Source organism: Photobacterium sp. OFAV2-7, from assembly GCF_022347985.1.
Lineage (GTDB): Bacteria > Pseudomonadota > Gammaproteobacteria > Enterobacterales > Vibrionaceae > Photobacterium.
Map to the genome: position 1 here is coordinate 1 of NZ_JAKRFQ010000024.1, position 19,050 is coordinate 19,050.

Sequence of the window (19,050 nt, forward strand, 5' to 3'; positions counted from 1 at the left end):
TGATAAATCAGCAGTTGGCTATGGGAGGAGTGGATAAACGTGCTATTGGTTGATCTTTGACCGATCTGTTTTTCTAGTGTGGATGATTATTCAATGTCATGGCTCTTTTGTTTTGTGTGATGATTTAATCTTTTGTTTTATAATGTGTTTGTTTGCTGTTTTTGATGTGTGCCATAAAATAGCAAGAAACAAGAACTGGCTTGAATCAGGCTGGAATAGAGCTTCTGCACAAATCTATCCACAGAAAGCGTGTATAAATGTGGCATAGGTCTCATTTGTCTGTTTATAAACTCGTCGGCCATTCGAAGTTATCCAGAAACTGAGTGCTAGGTAGGAAAAAACGGTTATTAATTAGAATGTTTGTTTACCCGTTGCATCGTCTGTGAAAAAATCACTGTTAATAGAGATTTATACTTGAGGTCGTCCAGTGATTGATGGCGATGGATACCGCCCTAATGTAGGGATTGTGATCTGTAATAGCCATGGCCAAGTATTCTGGGCTCGACGATATGGACAACATTCCTGGCAGTTTCCGCAAGGCGGCATTGATGAGGGGGAGACCCCGGAACAAGCCATGTACCGTGAACTGTATGAGGAAGTAGGGCTTACCAAGAAAGATGTCCGAATTTTGGCGTCAAGCCGGCATTGGCTACGTTATAAATTACCGAAGCGTCTTGTAAGGTGGGACTCTAAACCTGTTTGTATCGGGCAAAAGCAAAAATGGTTTTTGCTCAGCCTGGAATGTGATGAGTCAAAGGTGAATATGCAGCGTGGCAACACGCCTGAGTTTGATGGCTGGCGTTGGGTGAGTTACTGGTACCCGGTTCGTCAGGTCGTGTCTTTTAAGCGTGATGTCTACCGACGGGCGCTAAAGGAGTTTGCGGCAATGGCCATGCCTTTCAAAGAGAGAAAAGAGCGCAAGATGAAGCGTAGAGGCAAGCGGGGATAACTCAGGATTACCGGATAAGGTTTACTATGCTGACGCAGCTAAGAGAAATTGTTGAAAAAGTCGCAAGCGCCCCAAGTTTGATTGAAGCGCTCGATCAGCTTGTTGTCAGCACCTGCCAGGCCATGAAGACAGAATGTTGCTCTGTCTATATTGCCGATCACGAGCGACAACAATTTACCTTGATGGCTACACAGGGACTCACCAAGCCCCACTATCAGATCAAGCTGGATTTCGGTGAAGGGTTGGTGGGGCTGGTTGGCAGCCGCGCTGAACCTATCAATGTTGCCGATGCCCGGCATCATCCCCATTTCAAACTCTTCCCCGGTATTGGCGAAGAGTCTTTCGGTTCTTTCTTTGGCACCCCCATTATTCACCAGCGCCAGGTGCTGGGGGTCTTGGTTATTCAGCAGCGGCAGCGACGTGAGTTCGATGAAAGCGAAGAGTCTTTTATGGTCACGCTGGCGGCGCAGCTGGCGGTGATCCTTGCCCATGCCAAGGCTCAGGGAATGTGGCCGGACCAACGTGATGGCCTGCACTTGATTGGCTCGGCTGCCTCGACCGGGGTGGCGGTAGCCCGTGCCTGGTGGGATGATAACCAGCCGCGTCTGGAACAGGTATCACCGGCATCCTGCCTCGATCTTGAGGCAGAGCAGGAAAGGTTAAGCATTGCGATTGAGCTTGCCAGTGCCGAATTCCGCCGCCTGCGTAAGCGTTTTGACAGCGAGTTACATAAAGAGACGCTGGCCATCTTCGACCTGTTCAGTCACCTGCTCAATGATCCTATGCTGCGCAAAGATCTATTTGCCAAAATTGCCGCCGGCGATCAGGCTGAGTGGGCGATCCGTCAGGTGGTTGAGGCATATTCCGATCGCTTTGCCAACATGAAAGATGACTACCTCAAAGAGCGGGCGCAGGATATTCGCGAGCTGGGCCAGCGCCTGTTGTTTTTCCTCCATAATGATGATGTCGTCGAGCACCAATGGGATGAGCCGATTGTACTGCTGACCCGGGAGCTGACTGCGGCTATGTTGGCCAGTATTCCGCGGGACAAGCTGGCAGCGGTTGTCGCCCAGGAAGGTGCTGCTAACTCACATGCAGCAATCCTGTCGCGGGCGCTGGGCCTGCCAGCGATTATGGGAGTCGACTTTGTTCCCGAGAAAGTCCACAACTGTAAGGTCATTGTTGACGGATACCGGGGGGACTTTCTGGTTAACCCCAACCGGCATGTTCTCGCAGAATATAACCGGCTGCTCAAGGAAGAAGATGAGCTGACCAAGACGGTCGAAGAGGAGCTAGGTAAGGCATCTTATACCCAGGATAATCAGCGGATTCACATACACCTGAATGCGGGCCTGAGCGCTGATACCAGTATTGCTGTGAACCAGGGGGTCGATGGGGTCGGGCTGTATCGAACCGAAGTGCCTTTCTTGTTGCAGCGCAGCTTTCCGTCGGAAGAAGAGCAGACGGTACAGTACCGGGCTATTTTATCGACCTACCGTGACAAGCAGGTGGTAATGCGGACCCTGGATGTCGGGGGTGACAAGCCGTTACCTTATCTGGCTATCGAAGAGGATAACCCTTTTCTGGGCTGGCGGGGGATCCGTTTTACGCTCGATCATCCCGAAATTTTTCTGATCCAGGTCAGGGCCATGCTCAAGGCCAGCATCGGCCTGGAGAATATGGATATCTTGCTGCCGATGATATCCGGCATTGCCGAGTTGGATGAATCGAAGGTTTTGATTGAGCGTGCTTTTGACGAAGTGGCGAAATATGCCGAGGAACATGGGCAGGTACTGAAACGACCAAGAATCGGTATTATGATCGAGGTACCGTCAATTTTGTACCAGTTGTCGGCACTGAAAGGAAAGGTCGATTTTATTTCTGTCGGCAGTAACGACCTGACGCAATATTTACTCGCCGTAGATCGGAACAATTCCCGGGTCGCAAGTGTCTATGATGCACTGCACCCGGCCGTGCTCCATGCAATGAAGCATATTATCGATACCAGCCAGGGTTTGAATATCCCGGTTAGTGTCTGTGGCGAACTGGCCGGTGATCCGATTGGAGCATTGCTACTGGTAGGAATGGGCTATCGCTCCCTGAGTATGAATACCCGCAATGTTGCCCGGATTAAGTATATTTTGCGCCATATATCGGTGAACGAAATGGAGCAGTTAAGTCGATTTGCTTTGCAGGCAACATTCGCTGATGATGTGCGTGCCCAAACAACGGAGTTTGTTGACGAGCGCGGTTTAGGTGGGTTTATCCGTGCCGGTAAGTAGTAGGTTAAAATGATAGATAATGCGTTATGGTTGTTTGCCATGTGCCTGATTCTGGGCAGTGGCGTTGGCTTGCTGGCAGGTTTGCTTGGTATCGGTGGTGGGCTGGTGGTGGTGCCAGCACTGGTTTGGCTGTTGCCGCGGGCAGGAATCGACAGTGAGCTGGTAATGCATATAGCACTGGCGACCTCGTTGGCCAGTATTGTACTGACCTCCGGTTCATCGGCCCGTAATCACATTAAACTGGGAAATGTCGACTTTTCGATTGTGAAAACACTGGCACCGGGGGTGATTATCGGCGGGCTTGGCGGTAGCGTGATTGCCGAGCTGGTGCCGACGGCACTGTTACCGAGAATTTTTGCTGTGATTGTTCTGCTGCTGGCATTGCAAATGCTGGCGTCGATGCGAATGACCAGCATGCGTCCTCTGCCTGGGCCAATGGCGACGGTATGCAGTGGCGGAGTGATTGGGGTTGTATCGAGTCTGGCCGGGATTGGCGGCGGGTCGTTAACTGTGCCCTACCTCAGCTTGCACGGAGTTGAAATGCGCCGCGCGATAGGCAGTGCCTCATTATCTGGAGCATTGATCGCGGTAGCGGGAATGGTGGGGTTCATTACTGCTGGCCTCGGTGACGAGACGCTGCCGCCAATGAGTATTGGCTATGTGTATCTTCCGGCATTGCTTGGTATTGTAATGACCTCAATGATCACGACCCGTTATGGTGCTGCTTTGGTCAGCCGTTTGCCGACTATGACATTGAAAAAGATATTTGCCGTCTTCTTGCTGTTTATCAGCATGGAGATGTTTTTGGGATAATTGATTAGGACGGAAAGCACGCAGACAGTGCGTTTTCTTTCCCCCTGTTTTCTGAGATAGACTGAATGAGCCAAGGTTATTTGACGTTTCCAAACATTGACCCGATTTTGATTGAGATTGGTCCGCTAGCAATTCGCTGGTACGGCCTGATGTATCTACTGGGGTTTGTCTTTGCCATGTGGCTGGCCAACCGCCGGGCGGATAAGCCGGGCAGTGGCTGGACCCGGGAGCAGGTCAGCGATCTGCTTTTTGCCGGCTTCCTCGGCGTTGTCCTTGGCGGACGTATCGGTTATGTGCTCTTCTATAACTTCGACCTGTTTCTGGATAACCCGCTCTACCTGTTTAAGGTGTGGACCGGGGGAATGTCGTTCCATGGCGGGTTGCTTGGTGTGATTACCGCGATGTTCTGGTATGCCTACAAGCACGGCCGGACCTTTTTCAATGTGGCCGACTTTGTCGCGCCGCTGGTACCGTTTGGCCTAGGAGTCGGCCGCTTGGGCAACTTTATCAATGGCGAGCTGTGGGGACGTACGACGGATGTGCCATGGGCAATGGTATTTCCGACTGGCGGGCCGCTACCGCGCCACCCGTCCCAGCTGTATGAGTTTTTCCTCGAAGGCCTGGTACTGCTGATCATCCTGAACCTGTTTATTCGCAAGCCGCGCCCTGCCGGGGCGGTGTCAGGACTGTTCCTGTTCGGCTACGGCAGTTTCCGTTTTATCGTCGAGTACTTCCGTGAGCCAGATGCCCATTTGGGACTGTTTGGCGGTTGGATCAGCATGGGACAAATCCTATCGTTGCCGATGGTGATCGGTGGCTTGCTGATGATGCTGTGGGCGTATAAAACCCAGCCGAGAAATACCACCGTGTAAGCGCAGACATTTTAACCAAGGCAGCACTCAAGGGTGCTGCCTTTTTTGTATTCTGATAATATTGGGTGCAATTGTACCTTACTGGTACAGCTAAGAAATTAACGGGCGGGATGATGAAACAATATTTGGATCTGTGTCAGCGGATTGTCGATGACGGTGTATGGATAGAGAACGAACGAACCGGCAAGCGTTGCCTGACGGTGGTAAATGCTGACTTGACCTATGACGTGGCAAATAACCAGTTCCCTTTGATCACAACTCGCAAGAGCTACTGGAAAGCAGCTATTGCGGAGTTGCTGGGTTATATTCGCGGTTATGACAATGCTGCCGACTTCAGGGCCCTGGGAACCAAGACCTGGGACATGAATGCCAACGACAACCAGGCATGGCTGAACAACCCGCACCGCAAGGGGCACGACGACATGGGCCGGGTGTACGGGGTTCAGGGACGGAGCTGGCGCAAGCCGGATGGCTCAACCATCGATCAGCTGCGCAAGATTGTCGATGATCTCTGTCGGGGTATTGATGACCGTGGTGAGATCCTGACGTTCTATAATCCAGGTGAATTTGATATGGGCTGTCTGCGCCCATGCATGCACACCCACACGTTCTCGCTGCTGGGTGATACCCTGTATCTGACCAGCTACCAGCGTTCTTGCGATGTACCGCTCGGCCTGAATTTTAACCAGATCCAGGTCTATACCTTGTTGGCATTAATGGCGCAGATCACAGGCAAGAAACCAGGTCAGGCCTACCATAAGATCATCAACGCCCACATCTACGAAGATCAGCTGGAGCTTATGCGTGATGTTCAGCTTAAACGCGAGCCGTTTCCTTCACCTCAGCTGAATATCAACCCAGACATCAAAACGCTGGAAGATTTGGAGACCTGGGTGACGATGGATGATTTTGAGGTGGTGGGCTACCAGCATCACGAGCCAATTCGGTACCCTTTTTCTGTATAAAACTGTTTCCCCGGGTAACAAAAATTCACGCCTGAAATACTTTGTTCCCCGGTATTGATATTCAGAACAACAAAAAGCCCCGCATTGCGGGGCTTTTTTCTTGTTTGGTTTTGGCTTGCGCTTAAGCTGTCACGGCAAGGATAGTGCTCGGGATTGCCACAAAGACCAGGCCAAGGTAACCGGCAACAGCCATTTTGTTCTTGGTCGCCATCTCACCCAGGTAGAAAGCTGCTTTCAGTGGTAGCTCACGCAGCAGCGGGATACCAAAGATAAACAGGGTCGCCAGTACGTTGAACGACAGGTGTACCAGAGCGATTTGCAGGGCAAATACTGCGTTGTCACCAGAGATTGCCGTTGCAGCCAGCAGGGCTGTGATACACGTACCGATGTTGGCACCTAGGGTGAAAGGATACACATCACGTACCTTCAGCACACCAGTACCTACCAGTGGTACCATCAGGCTGGTTGTCGTAGAAGAAGACTGAACCAGAATCGTCACGATGGAGCCAGAGGCGATACCGTGAAGCGGGCCACGGCCGATTGCACTCTTTAGAATTTCACGAGCACGGCCAACCATCAGGCTGCGCATTAGCTTGCCCATAGCCGTAATCGCTACGAAGATAAGTGCAATACCGATGAAAATCAGAACTACGCCACCCATATTGCCAAATGCTTCCAGTGGACCTTTTACGACTTCCACCGCTGGTTTGGTAAGCGGCTTCATGAAGTTAAGTCCCTTCATGCTCATATCACCAGCACCCATCATAGGCGATACCAGCCATGAGGATACTTTGTCCAGCAGGCCGAACATCATCTCTAGCGGCAGGAAGATCACAACAGCAAGCAGGTTGAAGAAGTCGTGGACTGTTGCACTTGCAAACGCACGACGGAACTCATCCTTGCAGCGTGCATGGCCAAGGCTAACCAGGGTGTTGGTCAGGGTTGTACCGATGTTGGCACCCATTACCATTGGGATTGCCGTTTCAACCGGCAGGCCGCCAGCAACAAGGCCTACGATGATTGAAGTAACAGTACTGGACGACTGAATAAGCGATGTTGCCACCAGGCCAATCATTAGACCGGCGATAGGGTGGGAAGCAAATTCAAACAGCGTTTTAGCCTGCTCGCCTACCGACCATTTAAAGCCGCTGCTGACCATAGATACAGCAACAAGTAGAACGTAAAGCATGAACGCCAGGTTTGCCCAGCGGACCCAGCGCATAGAGCTGTTCATTGGCTCAGCAGTAGTGGCTTGGGTAGTCATAATCATTTCTCCATGACAAGAAGATGTCGTTTGGGTTTCATTTATTTGAAATCTGGGGGCGATGGTAGAGATCGAATATTTCAGAAATATGACACTGTCTGTCATAAAGTGAATTTGTGCTTATTTTGTGACCGGCAAGACTATGAAGAAGTGTAATTATTACTTTACCTTTTAATTTAAATAATTGTTTTAATTGTTATTTTTTGGTTTTTTGTAAAATTGCGGTAAACGAGATATTTTGCTCTTCAATGAGTGAAATTTAGCTATTTTTTCCACCTACTGAGCAAATTGGCAGTAGGAAATAAGACGCTTTATGACAGCTTAAAATCTATTGTGCGGATATTACTTTGTTATAGCCCCAATACTTCGGTTTTTCCGAGTCTTAATCTCTAAACAAACGATTTCCCACACCAGCAGTGTGACGACTAAACTAAATTTACATATTCGTTGTGATATTTGTTTCATGTAAAGGAGTTACGGTCGATGACCGATGCAATTCGTAATTTTCTCAAATTAGAGTCCGCTGGCGGTATTATTTTGATTATCGCTGCTGCGATCGCAATGATGGTTGCGAACTCGCCATTGGAGCCTCTTTACAACGGGACGTTGCATTCCTACGTTGCAGGTCTCTCTGTATCGCATTGGATCAATGATGGTCTGATGGCTATTTTCTTCTTGCTAATTGGCTTGGAAGTAAAGCGTGAGCTAATCGAAGGCGCACTAAATACGAAAGAGAAAGCGATCTTCCCGGCAATTGCAGCTGTTGGTGGAATGGTTGCACCGGCCCTGGTCTACTTTGCCTTTAACTTTTCCGATCCGATGGCAGCTAAAGGCTGGGCAATTCCTGCCGCGACCGATATTGCATTTGCATTAGGTGTGATGGCACTGCTGGGGCCGCGTGTACCGGTATCGCTGAAAGCCTTCTTGCTGGCGCTGGCGATTATTGATGACCTTGGCGTTATCGTCATTATTGCGCTGTTCTACAGCAGCGACCTGTCTACTATCGCATTGGCTGTAGCCTTCGCGGCGACGACAGCGCTGTTTGTCATGAATGCCAAGAATGTTACCAAGTTGTCCTGGTATATAGTTGTTGGTCTGATCCTGTGGTTCAGTGTGTTGAAATCTGGTGTACATGCCACGCTGGCCGGTGTTGTACTTGGCTTTGCGATACCGCTTTCGGGTGAGGATGGCAGCTCTGAGAAGCATTCGCCGCTGAAGCACCTTGAGCATGCTCTGCACCCGTATGTAGCGTTCTTGATTCTGCCGCTGTTTGCTTTTGCCAACGCCGGTATCTCACTGGAAGGTGTATCGGTAGAAAGCCTGACATCTATGCTGCCGCTTGGTATTGCGCTTGGTCTGCTCGTTGGTAAGCCGCTGGGGATCTTCTCGGCTAGCTATATTGCGGTAAAAAGCGGAATTGCAAAGCTGCCTGACGGCATCGGCTTTACGCATATTTCGGCAGTGTCAGTGCTGTGTGGTATTGGCTTTACCATGTCTATCTTTATCTCGTCGCTGGCTTTTGTCGGCGCGCCAGATGACTTCAGCACCTACTCGCGTCTAGGGATCTTGTTGGGGTCAACTCTATCAGCTGTATTGGGTTATTTCTTACTGAGCCGTTCTCTGCCAAAAACGGAGGCATAATATGAAGCGTTATCTTCTAATCGTTGCATTACTGACATCTTCAGCTGCCATCGCGGCACCTGATTATGACAGTTGCATCAATAACAGTAACACGGAAGTTTGTCAGGCCTATTTGGCCGGTCTTAGCCATGGTAAGGCTAGCGTTGAAGACACCGCGATGATTGAGCAGGAAGAGACATTCCGCTCACGCGCGCTGGAGCAACGTGTAGGAGAGCGTTACCGTAAGACTGTCCAGATAGAGAAAAAGTCGATTCAGTCTACAAACTGATGAGATATTTGCTCGGTTAATCATTCCCGAGAGGATTATAGTTGAAGACCCCGGAGGCACAGCGTAAGCTGCGCGTCTGGGGTTTTTTATATCTGGGAAGTTAGCAAAACAGGATGTCTCATCTAAATTACAACCACCTCTATTATTTCTGGATGGTTTGCAAGCAGGGCTCTGTGACCAAAGCCGCGGATGCCTTGTTTTTGGCCCCGCAGACGGTAACCGGACAGATCCGGGCGTTGGAAGAGAGGCTTAAAGGCAAGCTGACCAAACGTGTCGGACGGAACATCGAGCCGACCGAGCTGGGACAGCTCGTGTTTAAGTATGCCGACAAGATGTTTGACCTGAGTTACGAAATGCTGGATATCGTTAACTATACCCAGCGTGAAAACCAGTTGCTGGAAGTGGGCGTGGCCGATGCACTCTCCAAGCGTCTTGTCAGCAAGATCTTGCTAGAAGGGATCCCGGAAGATGAGCGGATTCACCTCCGCTGCTATGAGTCTACCCACGAGATGCTGCTGGAGCAGCTCTCCCAGCATAAGCTGGATATGATTCTGTCGGATTGCCCGGTGGACTCAACCCAAAGCCCCGGCCTGTATAGTAAAAAGCTGGGCGAATCGACCATGAGCTTTTTCTGCTCCAAGCCGGCCAAGGCACTCAATTTTCCCGCCTGTATCGAAGATTACAAGCTGCTGGTACCGGGTCGCCGTACCGCCATGGGCCGTAAGCTGCACCACTGGTTTGATCAGCAGGGGATCACCCCGAACATTCTTGGTGAGTTTGACGATGCCGCGCTGATGAAGGCGTTTGGCTCCTACCATCAGTCCATGTTCGTTGCGCCTTCAATCTATGCGATGGAGATTGTTGAGTCCAATACCATCTGCGAGGTGAAGCGGGTGAAAGAGATCAAGGAAGAATATTATGTGATTTTTGCTGAGCGGATGATCATGCACCCGGCAGTAAAGAAGATCTGCGAGGCTGATTTCGGCAAGATGTTTAAATAATGTTGCGAATTTCCGGCGGTTAGCACGGGAATTCAACATTGATGGCTAGTAAACCCGGCATAAATTAAGTACATTAGCATTAACTTAATTTTAATAATGGTGGAAGAATGGAACTGCAGCAGATGGAGCAGAATGCTCCCAAGGCCGTAGCATTGCTGAAAGCCATGGCGAATGAACGACGTTTGTTTATTCTGTGCTACTTGCTGGAAGGGGAAATGTCAGTGGGAATGATGAGTGACAAGCTGGGCTTGAGCCAGTCTGCACTCTCTCAGCATTTGGCATGGCTTCGTCGAGATGGCCTGGTTGAGACCAGGAAAGTGGCTCAGACGGTTTATTATCGCTTAAAGAGCGAAGAAGTTCGGGCGATGATTGAACTGCTGCATAAAATGTATTGCAGTGCTGACAATACCAATGAAGCGTAAGATCTGAATTTCAGGTATAAAAAAACCGGCTGATGCCGGTTTTTTTAATGCTCAATCGCAACTCTTCAATTAAAGAGCTTTGATTTTCGCAGCTAGACGTGCTTTATGACGTGCAGCCTTGTTTTTGTGGATCAGGCCTTTAGTAGCCATGCGGTCCATAACAGGTTGCATTTCAGCGAACGCCTGAGAAGCAGCTTCTTTGTTGCCAGCTTCGATAGCAGCGATAACTTTTTTGAAGAAAGTGCGCATCATTGAACGACGGCTAGCGTTGTGCTGGCGACGTTTCTCAGAAGTGATAGCACGTTTCTTAGCAGATTTGATATTTGCCAAGGGTGTAACTCCCAAATTCTTGGTACGGTGACAATTTAAGGCCGAGGACTATGCCTGCAAAACCAAAGATTGTCAAATGATTTGTGCAAATAACCGCCTAACCAACAGAGTTGGCACTTGCGGATTAACACGGTTAATATGGCGGCAGATTTTACCAGCTTTTCGCCCTGTAAGTCACCTTTCTGGGCTATCTTTATGAGGTTTTTTTTGTGAGTAAGCGTCTTTTGCGCTCCGGACTGATAGTCAGCACTATGACTTTGGTCTCTCGGGTGCTGGGTTTGGTGCGAGATGTGGTGGTGGCTAACCTGATGGGAGCAGGAGCCGCGGCTGATGTTTTCTTCTTTGCCAACAAAATTCCTAATTTTTTACGCCGGCTTTTTGCCGAGGGCGCTTTTTCACAGGCGTTTGTACCGGTACTGACAGAGTGTCATGCATCCGAAGATATGGACAAGACCCGCCAGCTGATTGCCCGGGCATCAGGTACCCTTGGCGTCATCGTCACCGTTGTGACCCTGTTTGGTGTCTTGGGCTCCGGCATTGTAACTGCTCTGTTCGGGGCGGGGTGGTTTATTGACTGGCTGAACGACGGGCCGTCGGCGCCGAAGTTTGAGCTGGCCAGCCTGCTGTTGAAAATCACTTTTCCTTATTTATGGTTTATTACCTTTGTTGCCCTGTCTGGGGCGATTCTCAATACCCTGGGTAAATTTGCGGTATCGTCTTTCACGCCGGTGTTTCTCAATGTCGCCATCATTGGCTGTGCCTGGTTCCTGGCTCCCAATCTGGAGCAGCCGGAAATCGGTCTGGCTATCGGGGTTTTTCTTGGCGGCCTGATCCAGTTTCTGTTCCAGATCCCTTTCCTATATAAAGAGGGAATGTTGGTCAAGCCACAATGGGGATGGAACGACCCTGGCGTTACCAAAATACGCACCCTGATGATCCCTGCCCTTTTCGGGGTATCGGTCAGTCAGATCAACTTGCTGTTTGATACCTTTATTGCCAGCTTTCTGATGACAGGCTCGATTAGCTGGCTGTACTACTCGGATCGTTTGCTGGAGTTCCCGCTCGGACTGTTCGGGATTGCGATAGCCACGGTGATCCTGCCGGCCCTGTCTCGCAAGCATGTCGAGAAAAGCAGCGAGCATTTTGCTCAGACTATGGACTGGGGCGTCCGCATGGTATTGCTGCTGGGGATCCCTGCAATGCTGGGACTGATGGTACTGGCCAAGCCGATGCTGATGGTGTTGTTCATGCGTGGGGAGTTTTCCCCGGCGGATGTCGAACAGGCATCACTGTCGTTGCTTGCCTATGCGTCAGGGTTGTTAAATTTCATGTTAATCAAGGTATTGGCGCCGGGATATTATGCCCGTCAGGATACCAAGACGCCCGTGCGCTACGGCATCATCGCCATGCTGACCAATATGGTGTTTAATGCGATTTTTGCTTACCTGTATGGCTACATCGGACTGGCATTGGCAACGGCACTGTCGGCGCTGGTGAATGCCTCCTTGCTCTACCGTGGCCTGCATCGTGCCAATGTCTACCGGGTATCAAAAACAACCTTGCTGTTTGTGCTGCGTTTGGCGCTGGCCGGGGCGGTGATGGTTACTGCACTGTTGTGGGTGCTGCCGGCCATGAGCCAATGGTTGGCCTGGAGCCTGAGCTACCGGGTTCTCTGGCTGGCCGGTCTGATTGCTCTTGGTGCAGCTGCCTATTTGGTGACCGTGCTTGTACTGGGAGTCCGCCTGCATCATTTGAAGGCCGAGGGATGATTGGCTTAAGTGCCTCAATTAATGTGGTGAACTAGTCAGAATCAGATTCAGATTGGTATGATGGGCGCAGAGTAGTATATAATCCGTCAGTTTTTCACTCTGCGAAAATGAAAGCGGCGCATGGAATTAATCCGAGGTATACATAATATCAAGCCAGAGCATCACGGTAACGTGTTGACGATTGGTAATTTTGATGGTGTTCACTTAGGCCACCAGGCGGTGCTGCGCCGGGTTCTGGCCAAAGCGCATGAGCTGGGATGCCCGGCCACGGTAATGAGCTTTGAACCGCAGCCGATGGAACTATTTGCAGGTGAAAAGGCACCGGCAAGGCTGACACGTTTTCGTGATAAGTACTTGCAGCTGAAGCAAGTTGGTGTAGATCGTTTGCTTTGCGTCAATTTTAATGCCCATTTTGCCGATATGACGGCGCAAGATTTTGTTCGCCGCTTGTTGGTCGAGCAATTGGGTGTTAAGTTTCTGGTAGTCGGCGATGATTTTCGCTTCGGCAAGGGCCGAAGCGGGGATTTTGCTATGCTGGTAGCAGCCGGCAGGGAATATGGCTTTACCGTTGTCAGCACACAGAGCTTCTGTGTCTCTGAGCAGAGGGTCAGCAGCACGGCGATTCGCCAGGCGTTGGCAAGTGACAACTTGCAGCAGGCCGAGGTGATGCTGGGCCGTCCGTACAGTATAAGCGGGCGGGTATCCCACGGACGAAAACTCGGCCGAACAATCGGCTTTCCGACGGCGAATGTCCCTCTCAAGCGACGAGTGTCACCGGTTTCCGGTGTCTACGCGGTAGAGGTCTTCGGTGTCGAAGGTGCTCCCGTTCCGGGAGTGGCCAATGTCGGCCGTCGGCCGACAGTCAATGGTGTACGTCAGCAACTTGAGGTACACCTGTTTGATTTCCAGTCTGATCTCTACGGACGTCAGATTGAAGTTGTGCTGCACTATAAGCTGCGTGACGAAATTAAATTTGAATCATTTGATGCGCTAAAAGCGCAAATAGAGCGTGATGCTCAAACGGCACGGGTGTGGCTGTCTGAGCGTAATAATGTCCAACTTCGCCCAAGTAACGGAATCGAGAATCAATGAGCGACTATAAAGATACCCTGAACCTGCCTGAAACAGGGTTTCCGATGCGAGGCAATCTAGCCAACCGTGAGCCTGCGATGCTTAAGCGTTGGTATGATGAAGATCTTTACGGTGAGATCCGTAAAGCCAAGAAGGGTAAAAAATCCTTCGTATTACACGATGGCCCTCCATATGCCAACGGTGATATTCACATTGGTCACGCACTGAACAAGATTCTTAAAGACATTATTATTAAGTCAAAGACTCTTTCTGGCTTTGATGCACCTTATATTCCGGGCTGGGACTGCCACGGTCTGCCAATCGAACTGATGGTGGAGAAGAAAGTCGGCAAGCCGGGCCATAAAGTAACAGCGGCTGAGTTTCGCGAGAAGTGTCGCGCCTACGCTGCCGGTCAGGTAGAAGGTCAGAAAGAAAGCTTCATTCGCCTGGGTGTACTGGGTGAGTGGGACAAGCCTTACCGTACAATGGATTTTGCAACAGAAGCGAACATCATTCGTTCTCTGGGCAAGATTGCCGATCAGGGCCACCTGCTAAAAGGCTTCAAGCCTGTTCACTGGTGTACGGACTGTGGTTCTGCACTGGCAGAAGCGGAAGTCGAGTATAAAGATAAAGTCTCGCCATCAATCGACGTGAAGTTCAAAGCTGTCGATGAAGCGGCCGTTGTTGCCAAGTTTGGCTGTGCGGAAGGCCACGAAGGCCAGGGTGATGTCTCGATTGTTATCTGGACAACAACGCCTTGGACACTGCCGGCAAACCGTGCGGTTGCTATCCGTGAAGATCTTGAATATGTGCTGATCCAGACTGAAGGCAGCTCTGATGGTGAACAAGCGCCTCAGCGTCTGATCGTCGCAGCTGAGCTGGCAAAAGAGGTTATGGATCGTGCCGGTATCGAGCACTTCCACAACCTTGGCTTCTGTAAAGGTGCGGATCTGGAGTTAATGCGCTTCAACCACCCGTTCTACAGCTTTGACGTACCGGCAATCCTTGGTGATCACGTTACAACTGAATCGGGTACTGGCTGTGTACATACCGCGCCTGGCCATGGCCAGGAAGACTTTGCGGTCGGCCAGAAGTACGGTCTTGAGGTGGCTAACCCTGTCGGTAGCAACGGTGTGTATCTGCCTGATACAGAACTGTTTGCAGGCCAGCATGTATTCAAAGCCAACGATGCTGTTGTTGAAACGCTGAAAGAGCACGGTGCGCTTCTACACCACCATGCTTACGAGCACAGCTACCCGCACTGCTGGCGCCACAAGACGCCGATCATTTTCCGTGCAACACCGCAGTGGTTTGTCTCGATGGATCAGGCGGGTCTACGTGCCAAGGCGCTGGAAGAAATCAAAAACGTACAGTGGATGCCGGAGTGGGGTCAGAGCCGTATCGAAGGTATGGTTGAAGGTCGTCCGGAGTGGTGTATCTCACGTCAGCGCACCTGGGGTGTGCCGATTGCCCTGTTCGTTCATAAAGAAACACAGGAACTTCACCCGAACTCGCCTGAGCTGATTGAAAAAGTTGCCAAGCTGGTTGAAGAGAAAGGTATTCAGGCATGGTGGGATCTTGACCACGCCGAGCTGATGGGTGAAGAAGACGCAGCAAACTACGAGAAGGTGCTGGATACCCTGGACGTATGGTTTGACTCCGGTGTTACCCATTTCTCCGTGGTTGATAGCCGCGAAGAGTACAATGGCAACACAGCCGATCTGTACCTGGAAGGTTCGGATCAGCACCGTGGCTGGTTCCAGTCGTCGCTGATTTCGTCTGTGGCGATGAAAGGCAAGGCACCTTACAACCAGGTTCTGACCCACGGTTTCGTCGTTGACGGCCAGGGCCGCAAGATGTCGAAGTCTATTGGTAACGTGGTTGCACCTAAAGATGTCACCAACAAGCTAGGTGCCGATATCCTGCGCCTATGGGTTGCGTCGACTGACTATACGGGTGAAGTCGCCGTTTCTGATGAAATTCTTAAGCGTTCTGCTGATGCGTACCGTCGTATCCGTAACACGGCGCGTTTCTTCCTGGCGAACCTGAGCGGGTTCAACCCAGAAACCGACCTGGTTGCTCCGGAAGAGATGGTTGCGCTGGACCGTTGGGCCGTGGGCCGGGCGATGGCAGCACAGGAAGAAATCATCAAAGCGTATGACGAGTACAACCTGCACACGGTTACTCAGCGCCTGATGCAGTTCTGTTCTATCGAAATGGGTTCTTTCTACCTGGATGTGATCAAGGACCGCCAGTACACAGCGAAGAGTGGTGGCCACGCGCAGCGTAGCTGTCAGACGGCACTGTATTACATCGTCGAGGCATTGGTTCGCTGGATGGCACCGATCATGTCGTTCACTGCCGATGAGATCTGGAACGAGATGCCGGGGCAGCGTGACAAGTTCGTATTCACGGGCGAGTGGTTCGACGGCCTGTTCGGTCTGGCTGAAGGCGAAGAGCTGAACAATGAGTTCTGGGCTGAGATCCAGCAGGTACGTGGTGCTGTGAACAAGCTGCTTGAAGGCGCACGTAAAGATAAAGTGATTGGTGGTGCGCTGCAGGCAGAAGTGACCCTTCATGCTAACGAGGCGCTTGCTGCGAAGCTGAATAAGCTGGAAGACGAGCTGCGCTTCGTGATGCTGACATCGAAGGCTGAAGTTGTGGTTGCAGACAGCAAGCCGGAAGGCGCTCAGGACACTGACGTTGAAGGTCTGTTTGTTACTGTTGCAGCTTCTGAAGCGGCGAAGTGTGACCGTTGTTGGCACCATGTGGCCGATGTGGGCACGATCGAAGGGCATGAGGAAGTGTGTGGTCGCTGTGTGAGCAACATCAGTGGCGAAGGTGAAGAGCGTAAGTTTGCCTAATGACTAAGATATCGCCGAAACAAACGCTGTCGCTTAAACAATCTGGAGTTCGCTGGCTTTGGCTGGCAGCTCTGGTGTTTGTACTCGACATTGGCAGCAAGCTGCTGGTCATGAATACCATGGAGTACGGTTGGCCTAACCGTATTGAACTGCTGCCGTTCTTCAATCTGCTTTATGTCCATAACTACGGGGCGGCATTTAGTTTTTTGAGTGATGCGGGAGGCTGGCAGCGCTGGTTGTTTACGGCGATTGCACTGGCGGTATGTAGTCTGTTGGTTTTCTGGATGCGTCGTTCTCCGGCGTCGAACCGATTAGCCAACAGTGCCTATGCTCTGATTATCGGTGGTGCACTCGGTAACTTATTTGACCGCCTGTACCACGGCTTTGTTGTCGACTTTCTCGACTTTTATGTCGGTACTCATCACTGGCCGGCATTCAACATTGCCGATATTGCTATCTGCTGTGGTGCCGGGTTGATTATTTTGGAAGGCTTCCTGGCCGACAAGAAGAAACAACCAGTTAACCGCTAAAAGCCGTTACAAGCTATAACCCTGAGCGCTGTCCGTTGATACGGGCGGCGCTTTGTTGTTAAATGGGCGGATAAAATATAACGGACACTACACAAAAGGACCCTACATGTCGGTAATTACGGAAAGCAGTGAAGTACTGATGCACTTTGCCATCAAGCTGGAAGATGGCTCGGTAGCAGAGTCGACTCAGGCGATGGGAAAGCCGGCAAAATTCCGGATGGGCGATGGTAGCCTGACGGATAATTTTGAAAAGTGTCTATTGGGATTGGCCGCAGGCCAGACAAGTAGTTTTACGCTTGAGCCGGAAGATGCATTCGGTCTGTCCAACCCCGATAACATCCACCATGTGGATTTAGCCAGGTTCGGTGCCGATGCGCCGGCCGAGGTGGGAACCATCATCGCTTTTGCCGGCCCTGATGGTAACGATATTCCCGGAATTATAACTGATGTTGTCGGCGACTCGGTGACTGTAGACTTCAATCATCCGCTTGCCGGGCAACGTGTCACCTTTGATGTCGAAGTTGTGACCATAGAAAATTAAGAGCTGTTAGCAATGAAAATCTTATTAGCCAATCCACGCGGTTTTTGTGCCGGTGTTGACCGTGCCATCAGTATTGTCGAGCGGGCACTCGAAATGTATCAGCCGCCAATCTATGTCCGCCATGAAGTCGTCCATAACCGCTTTGTGGTTGAGGGACTCAAGCAGCGTGGTGCTATTTTTGTCGAAGAGCTGCATGAAGTCCCTGATGACAATATTGTGATTTTCTCTGCCCACGGTGTCTCGCAGGCAGTGCGCAACGAGGCCAAAGCCCGTCAGCTGACGGTATTCGATGCCACTTGCCCGCTGGTAACCAAGGTACATATGGAAGTGGCGCGTGCCAGCCGCCGAAATATGGAAGTTGTCCTGATCGGCCATGCCGGCCACCCTGAAGTCGAAGGGACCATGGGACAATATGCCAGCGAAACAGGCGGGATGTATCTGGTCGAGACGCCAGCTGATGTGGAAAAGCTAACCGTTAAAGACCCGTCAAATTTGCATTATGTCAGCCAGACAACATTGTCGGTTGATGAAACGGCAGATGTGATCGACAAGCTGCGCCAGGTATTCCCTGATATTCAGGGGCCACGTAAAGACGATATCTGTTATGCCACTCAGAATCGCCAGGACGCGGTGCGTGAAATGGCCGAGGCTGTCGATGTGATGATCGTGGTGGGATCGAAAAACTCCTCTAACTCCAACCGCCTGCGCGAACTGGCTGAAAAGCTCGGTACGCCGGGATTCCTTACAGACTGCCCGGAAGATGTCGAAGCCGTCTGGTTTGAAGGCAAAAGCAAGGTTGGCGTCACTGCGGGCGCATCGGCACCGGAAGAGCTGGTCAACCAGATTATTGAGCGCATTCGGCAGTTGAGCGGCGCGGAAGTGGAAGAGCTGAGCGGCCGAGAAGAAAATATGTTCTTCGAAGTACCGCGTGAGCTACAGGTTAAAAATGTCTAGCTAGACGGTACGAATCGAATCTCGAATTAAGCCCCGGCCACTGCCGGGGCTTTTTTTATATTCACCAACAGGCTACATTGTCGTAATACAAACAAGATCCAGAAACAGGGAGAATAGACGCAATGGTTAGAATTGCGATTGCTGGAGCGGCAGGACGCATGGGCCGCCAGCTGCTAAAAGCCACACACCTTTCCGAGCAGGCACAGCTGGGGGCTGCGACAGAACGCAGCGGTTCGACACTTGTAGGCGCTGATGCCGGTGAGCTTGCTGGTGTCGGGGTTGTCTCAGTGGCGATCGTCGACGATTTGGCAGCGGCTAAAGATGACTTCGACGTTCTGATTGATTTTACTGCACCGGTAGCCACGTTGGCGAACATCGAGTTTTGCCGTCAGCACGGCAAGAAAATTGTCATCGGGACGACCGGTTTCAGCGATGATGAGCGTTTGCTGATTGACCAGGCAGCAGAGCATATCCCAGTTGTAATGGCACCTAACTATAGTGTTGGGGTTAACCT

General features: G+C 51.1%; 18 protein-coding genes. 16 read left to right on the forward strand and 2 right to left on the reverse strand.

Features of this window, described 5'->3' with window-relative positions; translation table 11 throughout:
- Positions 1-427 precede the first annotated feature (427 nt).
- From rppH to MHN01_RS03885, 5 genes are all read left to right on the forward strand, one after another.
- A complete protein-coding gene (gene rppH / locus MHN01_RS03865; protein ID WP_239410120.1) occupies positions 428-949 on the forward strand; it encodes an RNA pyrophosphohydrolase in 522 nt (173 codons plus the stop codon).
- Positions 950-975: 26 nt separating this feature from the next.
- Positions 976-3,231 carry a phosphoenolpyruvate--protein phosphotransferase gene (ptsP, locus tag MHN01_RS03870; protein WP_239410121.1) on the forward strand — a complete coding sequence of 752 codons (2,256 nt, stop codon included), beginning with the start codon at positions 976-978 and terminating at the stop codon, positions 3,229-3,231.
- 9 nt (positions 3,232-3,240) lie between these two features.
- On the forward strand, positions 3,241-4,044 hold the full coding sequence (locus tag MHN01_RS03875) for a sulfite exporter TauE/SafE family protein (RefSeq protein ID WP_239410122.1): 804 nt from the start codon (positions 3,241-3,243) through the stop codon (positions 4,042-4,044).
- 65 nt (positions 4,045-4,109) lie between these two features.
- Positions 4,110-4,916, forward strand: a complete 807-nt coding sequence (gene lgt / locus MHN01_RS03880) for a prolipoprotein diacylglyceryl transferase (RefSeq protein ID WP_239410123.1) — start codon at positions 4,110-4,112, stop codon at positions 4,914-4,916.
- Between the two features lie 113 nt (positions 4,917-5,029).
- Entirely contained in the window at positions 5,030-5,881 is an 852-nt protein-coding gene (locus tag MHN01_RS03885) for a thymidylate synthase (protein ID WP_239410134.1), read from the forward strand.
- A 121-nt stretch (positions 5,882-6,002) separates the two neighbouring features.
- Here the strand turns inward: MHN01_RS03885 and MHN01_RS03890 are convergent, their stop codons facing one another.
- On the reverse strand, positions 6,003-7,145 hold the full coding sequence (locus tag MHN01_RS03890) for a Na/Pi symporter (RefSeq protein WP_239410124.1): 1,143 nt from the start codon (positions 7,143-7,145) through the stop codon (positions 6,003-6,005).
- 483 nt (positions 7,146-7,628) lie between these two features.
- Between MHN01_RS03890 and nhaA the strand changes: the two genes are divergently transcribed.
- The 4 genes from nhaA (at position 7,629) to MHN01_RS03910 (ending at position 10,477) form a co-directional block, all read left to right on the forward strand.
- The gene (gene nhaA / locus MHN01_RS03895) at positions 7,629-8,786 is read left to right on the forward strand and encodes a Na+/H+ antiporter NhaA (protein WP_239410125.1); all 1,158 of its coding nucleotides are present in this window, start codon (positions 7,629-7,631) and stop codon (positions 8,784-8,786) included.
- A 1-nt stretch (position 8,787) separates the two neighbouring features.
- Complete coding sequence (locus MHN01_RS03900; RefSeq protein WP_239410126.1) at positions 8,788-9,054, forward strand: hypothetical protein; 267 nt, start codon at positions 8,788-8,790, stop codon at positions 9,052-9,054.
- 113 nt (positions 9,055-9,167) lie between these two features.
- Positions 9,168-10,055: a transcriptional activator NhaR gene (gene nhaR, locus MHN01_RS03905; protein WP_239410127.1), complete on the forward strand. Its 888-nt coding sequence runs from the start codon at positions 9,168-9,170 to the stop codon at positions 10,053-10,055.
- 107 nt (positions 10,056-10,162) lie between these two features.
- Positions 10,163-10,477, forward strand: coding sequence for a metalloregulator ArsR/SmtB family transcription factor (locus MHN01_RS03910; protein ID WP_239410128.1), 315 nt, complete (start codon positions 10,163-10,165; stop codon positions 10,475-10,477).
- 69 nt (positions 10,478-10,546) lie between these two features.
- On the opposite strand, the gene rpsT is transcribed toward MHN01_RS03910, so the two are convergent.
- Positions 10,547-10,807, reverse strand: a complete 261-nt coding sequence (rpsT, locus tag MHN01_RS03915) for a 30S ribosomal protein S20 (protein ID WP_075762540.1) — start codon at positions 10,805-10,807, stop codon at positions 10,547-10,549.
- 209 nt (positions 10,808-11,016) lie between these two features.
- On the opposite strand from rpsT, the gene murJ reads away from it, so the two are divergent.
- The 7 genes from murJ to dapB form a co-directional block, all read left to right on the forward strand.
- Positions 11,017-12,576, forward strand: a complete 1,560-nt coding sequence (gene murJ, locus MHN01_RS03920) for a murein biosynthesis integral membrane protein MurJ (protein ID WP_370646416.1) — start codon at positions 11,017-11,019, stop codon at positions 12,574-12,576.
- 120 nt (positions 12,577-12,696) lie between these two features.
- Positions 12,697-13,668: a bifunctional riboflavin kinase/FAD synthetase gene (ribF, locus tag MHN01_RS03925; RefSeq protein WP_239410129.1), complete on the forward strand. Its 972-nt coding sequence runs from the start codon at positions 12,697-12,699 to the stop codon at positions 13,666-13,668.
- The gene (gene ileS / locus MHN01_RS03930; RefSeq protein ID WP_239410130.1) at positions 13,665-16,511 is read left to right on the forward strand and encodes an isoleucine--tRNA ligase; all 2,847 of its coding nucleotides are present in this window, start codon (positions 13,665-13,667) and stop codon (positions 16,509-16,511) included. Before ribF ends, ileS begins: the two co-directional genes overlap by 4 nt.
- Positions 16,511-17,041: a signal peptidase II gene (gene lspA / locus MHN01_RS03935; RefSeq protein ID WP_239410131.1), complete on the forward strand. Its 531-nt coding sequence runs from the start codon at positions 16,511-16,513 to the stop codon at positions 17,039-17,041. Before ileS ends, lspA begins: the two co-directional genes overlap by 1 nt.
- 106 nt (positions 17,042-17,147) lie before the next feature.
- Positions 17,148-17,582, forward strand: coding sequence for an FKBP-type peptidyl-prolyl cis-trans isomerase (gene fkpB, locus MHN01_RS03940; protein ID WP_075762535.1), 435 nt, complete (start codon positions 17,148-17,150; stop codon positions 17,580-17,582).
- Between the two features lie 12 nt (positions 17,583-17,594).
- Entirely contained in the window at positions 17,595-18,536 is a 942-nt protein-coding gene (gene ispH, locus MHN01_RS03945) for a 4-hydroxy-3-methylbut-2-enyl diphosphate reductase (RefSeq protein ID WP_239410132.1), read from the forward strand.
- A gap of 122 nt (positions 18,537-18,658) precedes the next feature.
- Positions 18,659-19,050, forward strand: a 392-nt coding sequence (gene dapB / locus MHN01_RS03950) for a 4-hydroxy-tetrahydrodipicolinate reductase (RefSeq protein ID WP_239410133.1), incomplete at its 3' end; no start/stop codon positions are given.

Excerpts from the sequence above, each read along its gene's own strand:
- ptsP (WP_239410121.1), top strand. The coding sequence starts at position 976 with ATGCTGACGCAGCTAAGAGAAATTGTTGAAAAAGTCGCAAGCGCCCCA.
- MHN01_RS03875 (WP_239410122.1), top strand. The coding sequence starts at position 3,241 with ATGATAGATAATGCGTTATGGTTGTTTGCCATGTGCCTGATTCTGGGC.
- lgt (WP_239410123.1), top strand. The coding sequence starts at position 4,110 with ATGAGCCAAGGTTATTTGACGTTTCCAAACATTGACCCGATTTTGATT.
- MHN01_RS03885 (WP_239410134.1), top strand. The coding sequence starts at position 5,030 with ATGAAACAATATTTGGATCTGTGTCAGCGGATTGTCGATGACGGTGTA.
- MHN01_RS03890 (WP_239410124.1), bottom strand. The coding sequence starts at position 7,145 with ATGACTACCCAAGCCACTACTGCTGAGCCAATGAACAGCTCTATGCGC.
- nhaA (WP_239410125.1), top strand. The coding sequence starts at position 7,629 with ATGACCGATGCAATTCGTAATTTTCTCAAATTAGAGTCCGCTGGCGGT.
- MHN01_RS03900 (WP_239410126.1), top strand. The coding sequence starts at position 8,788 with ATGAAGCGTTATCTTCTAATCGTTGCATTACTGACATCTTCAGCTGCC.
- nhaR (WP_239410127.1), top strand. The coding sequence starts at position 9,168 with ATGTCTCATCTAAATTACAACCACCTCTATTATTTCTGGATGGTTTGC.
- MHN01_RS03910 (WP_239410128.1), top strand. The coding sequence starts at position 10,163 with ATGGAACTGCAGCAGATGGAGCAGAATGCTCCCAAGGCCGTAGCATTG.
- ribF (WP_239410129.1), top strand. The coding sequence starts at position 12,697 with ATGGAATTAATCCGAGGTATACATAATATCAAGCCAGAGCATCACGGT.
- ileS (WP_239410130.1), top strand. The coding sequence starts at position 13,665 with ATGAGCGACTATAAAGATACCCTGAACCTGCCTGAAACAGGGTTTCCG.
- lspA (WP_239410131.1), top strand. The coding sequence starts at position 16,511 with ATGACTAAGATATCGCCGAAACAAACGCTGTCGCTTAAACAATCTGGA.
- fkpB (WP_075762535.1), top strand. The coding sequence starts at position 17,148 with ATGTCGGTAATTACGGAAAGCAGTGAAGTACTGATGCACTTTGCCATC.
- ispH (WP_239410132.1), top strand. The coding sequence starts at position 17,595 with ATGAAAATCTTATTAGCCAATCCACGCGGTTTTTGTGCCGGTGTTGAC.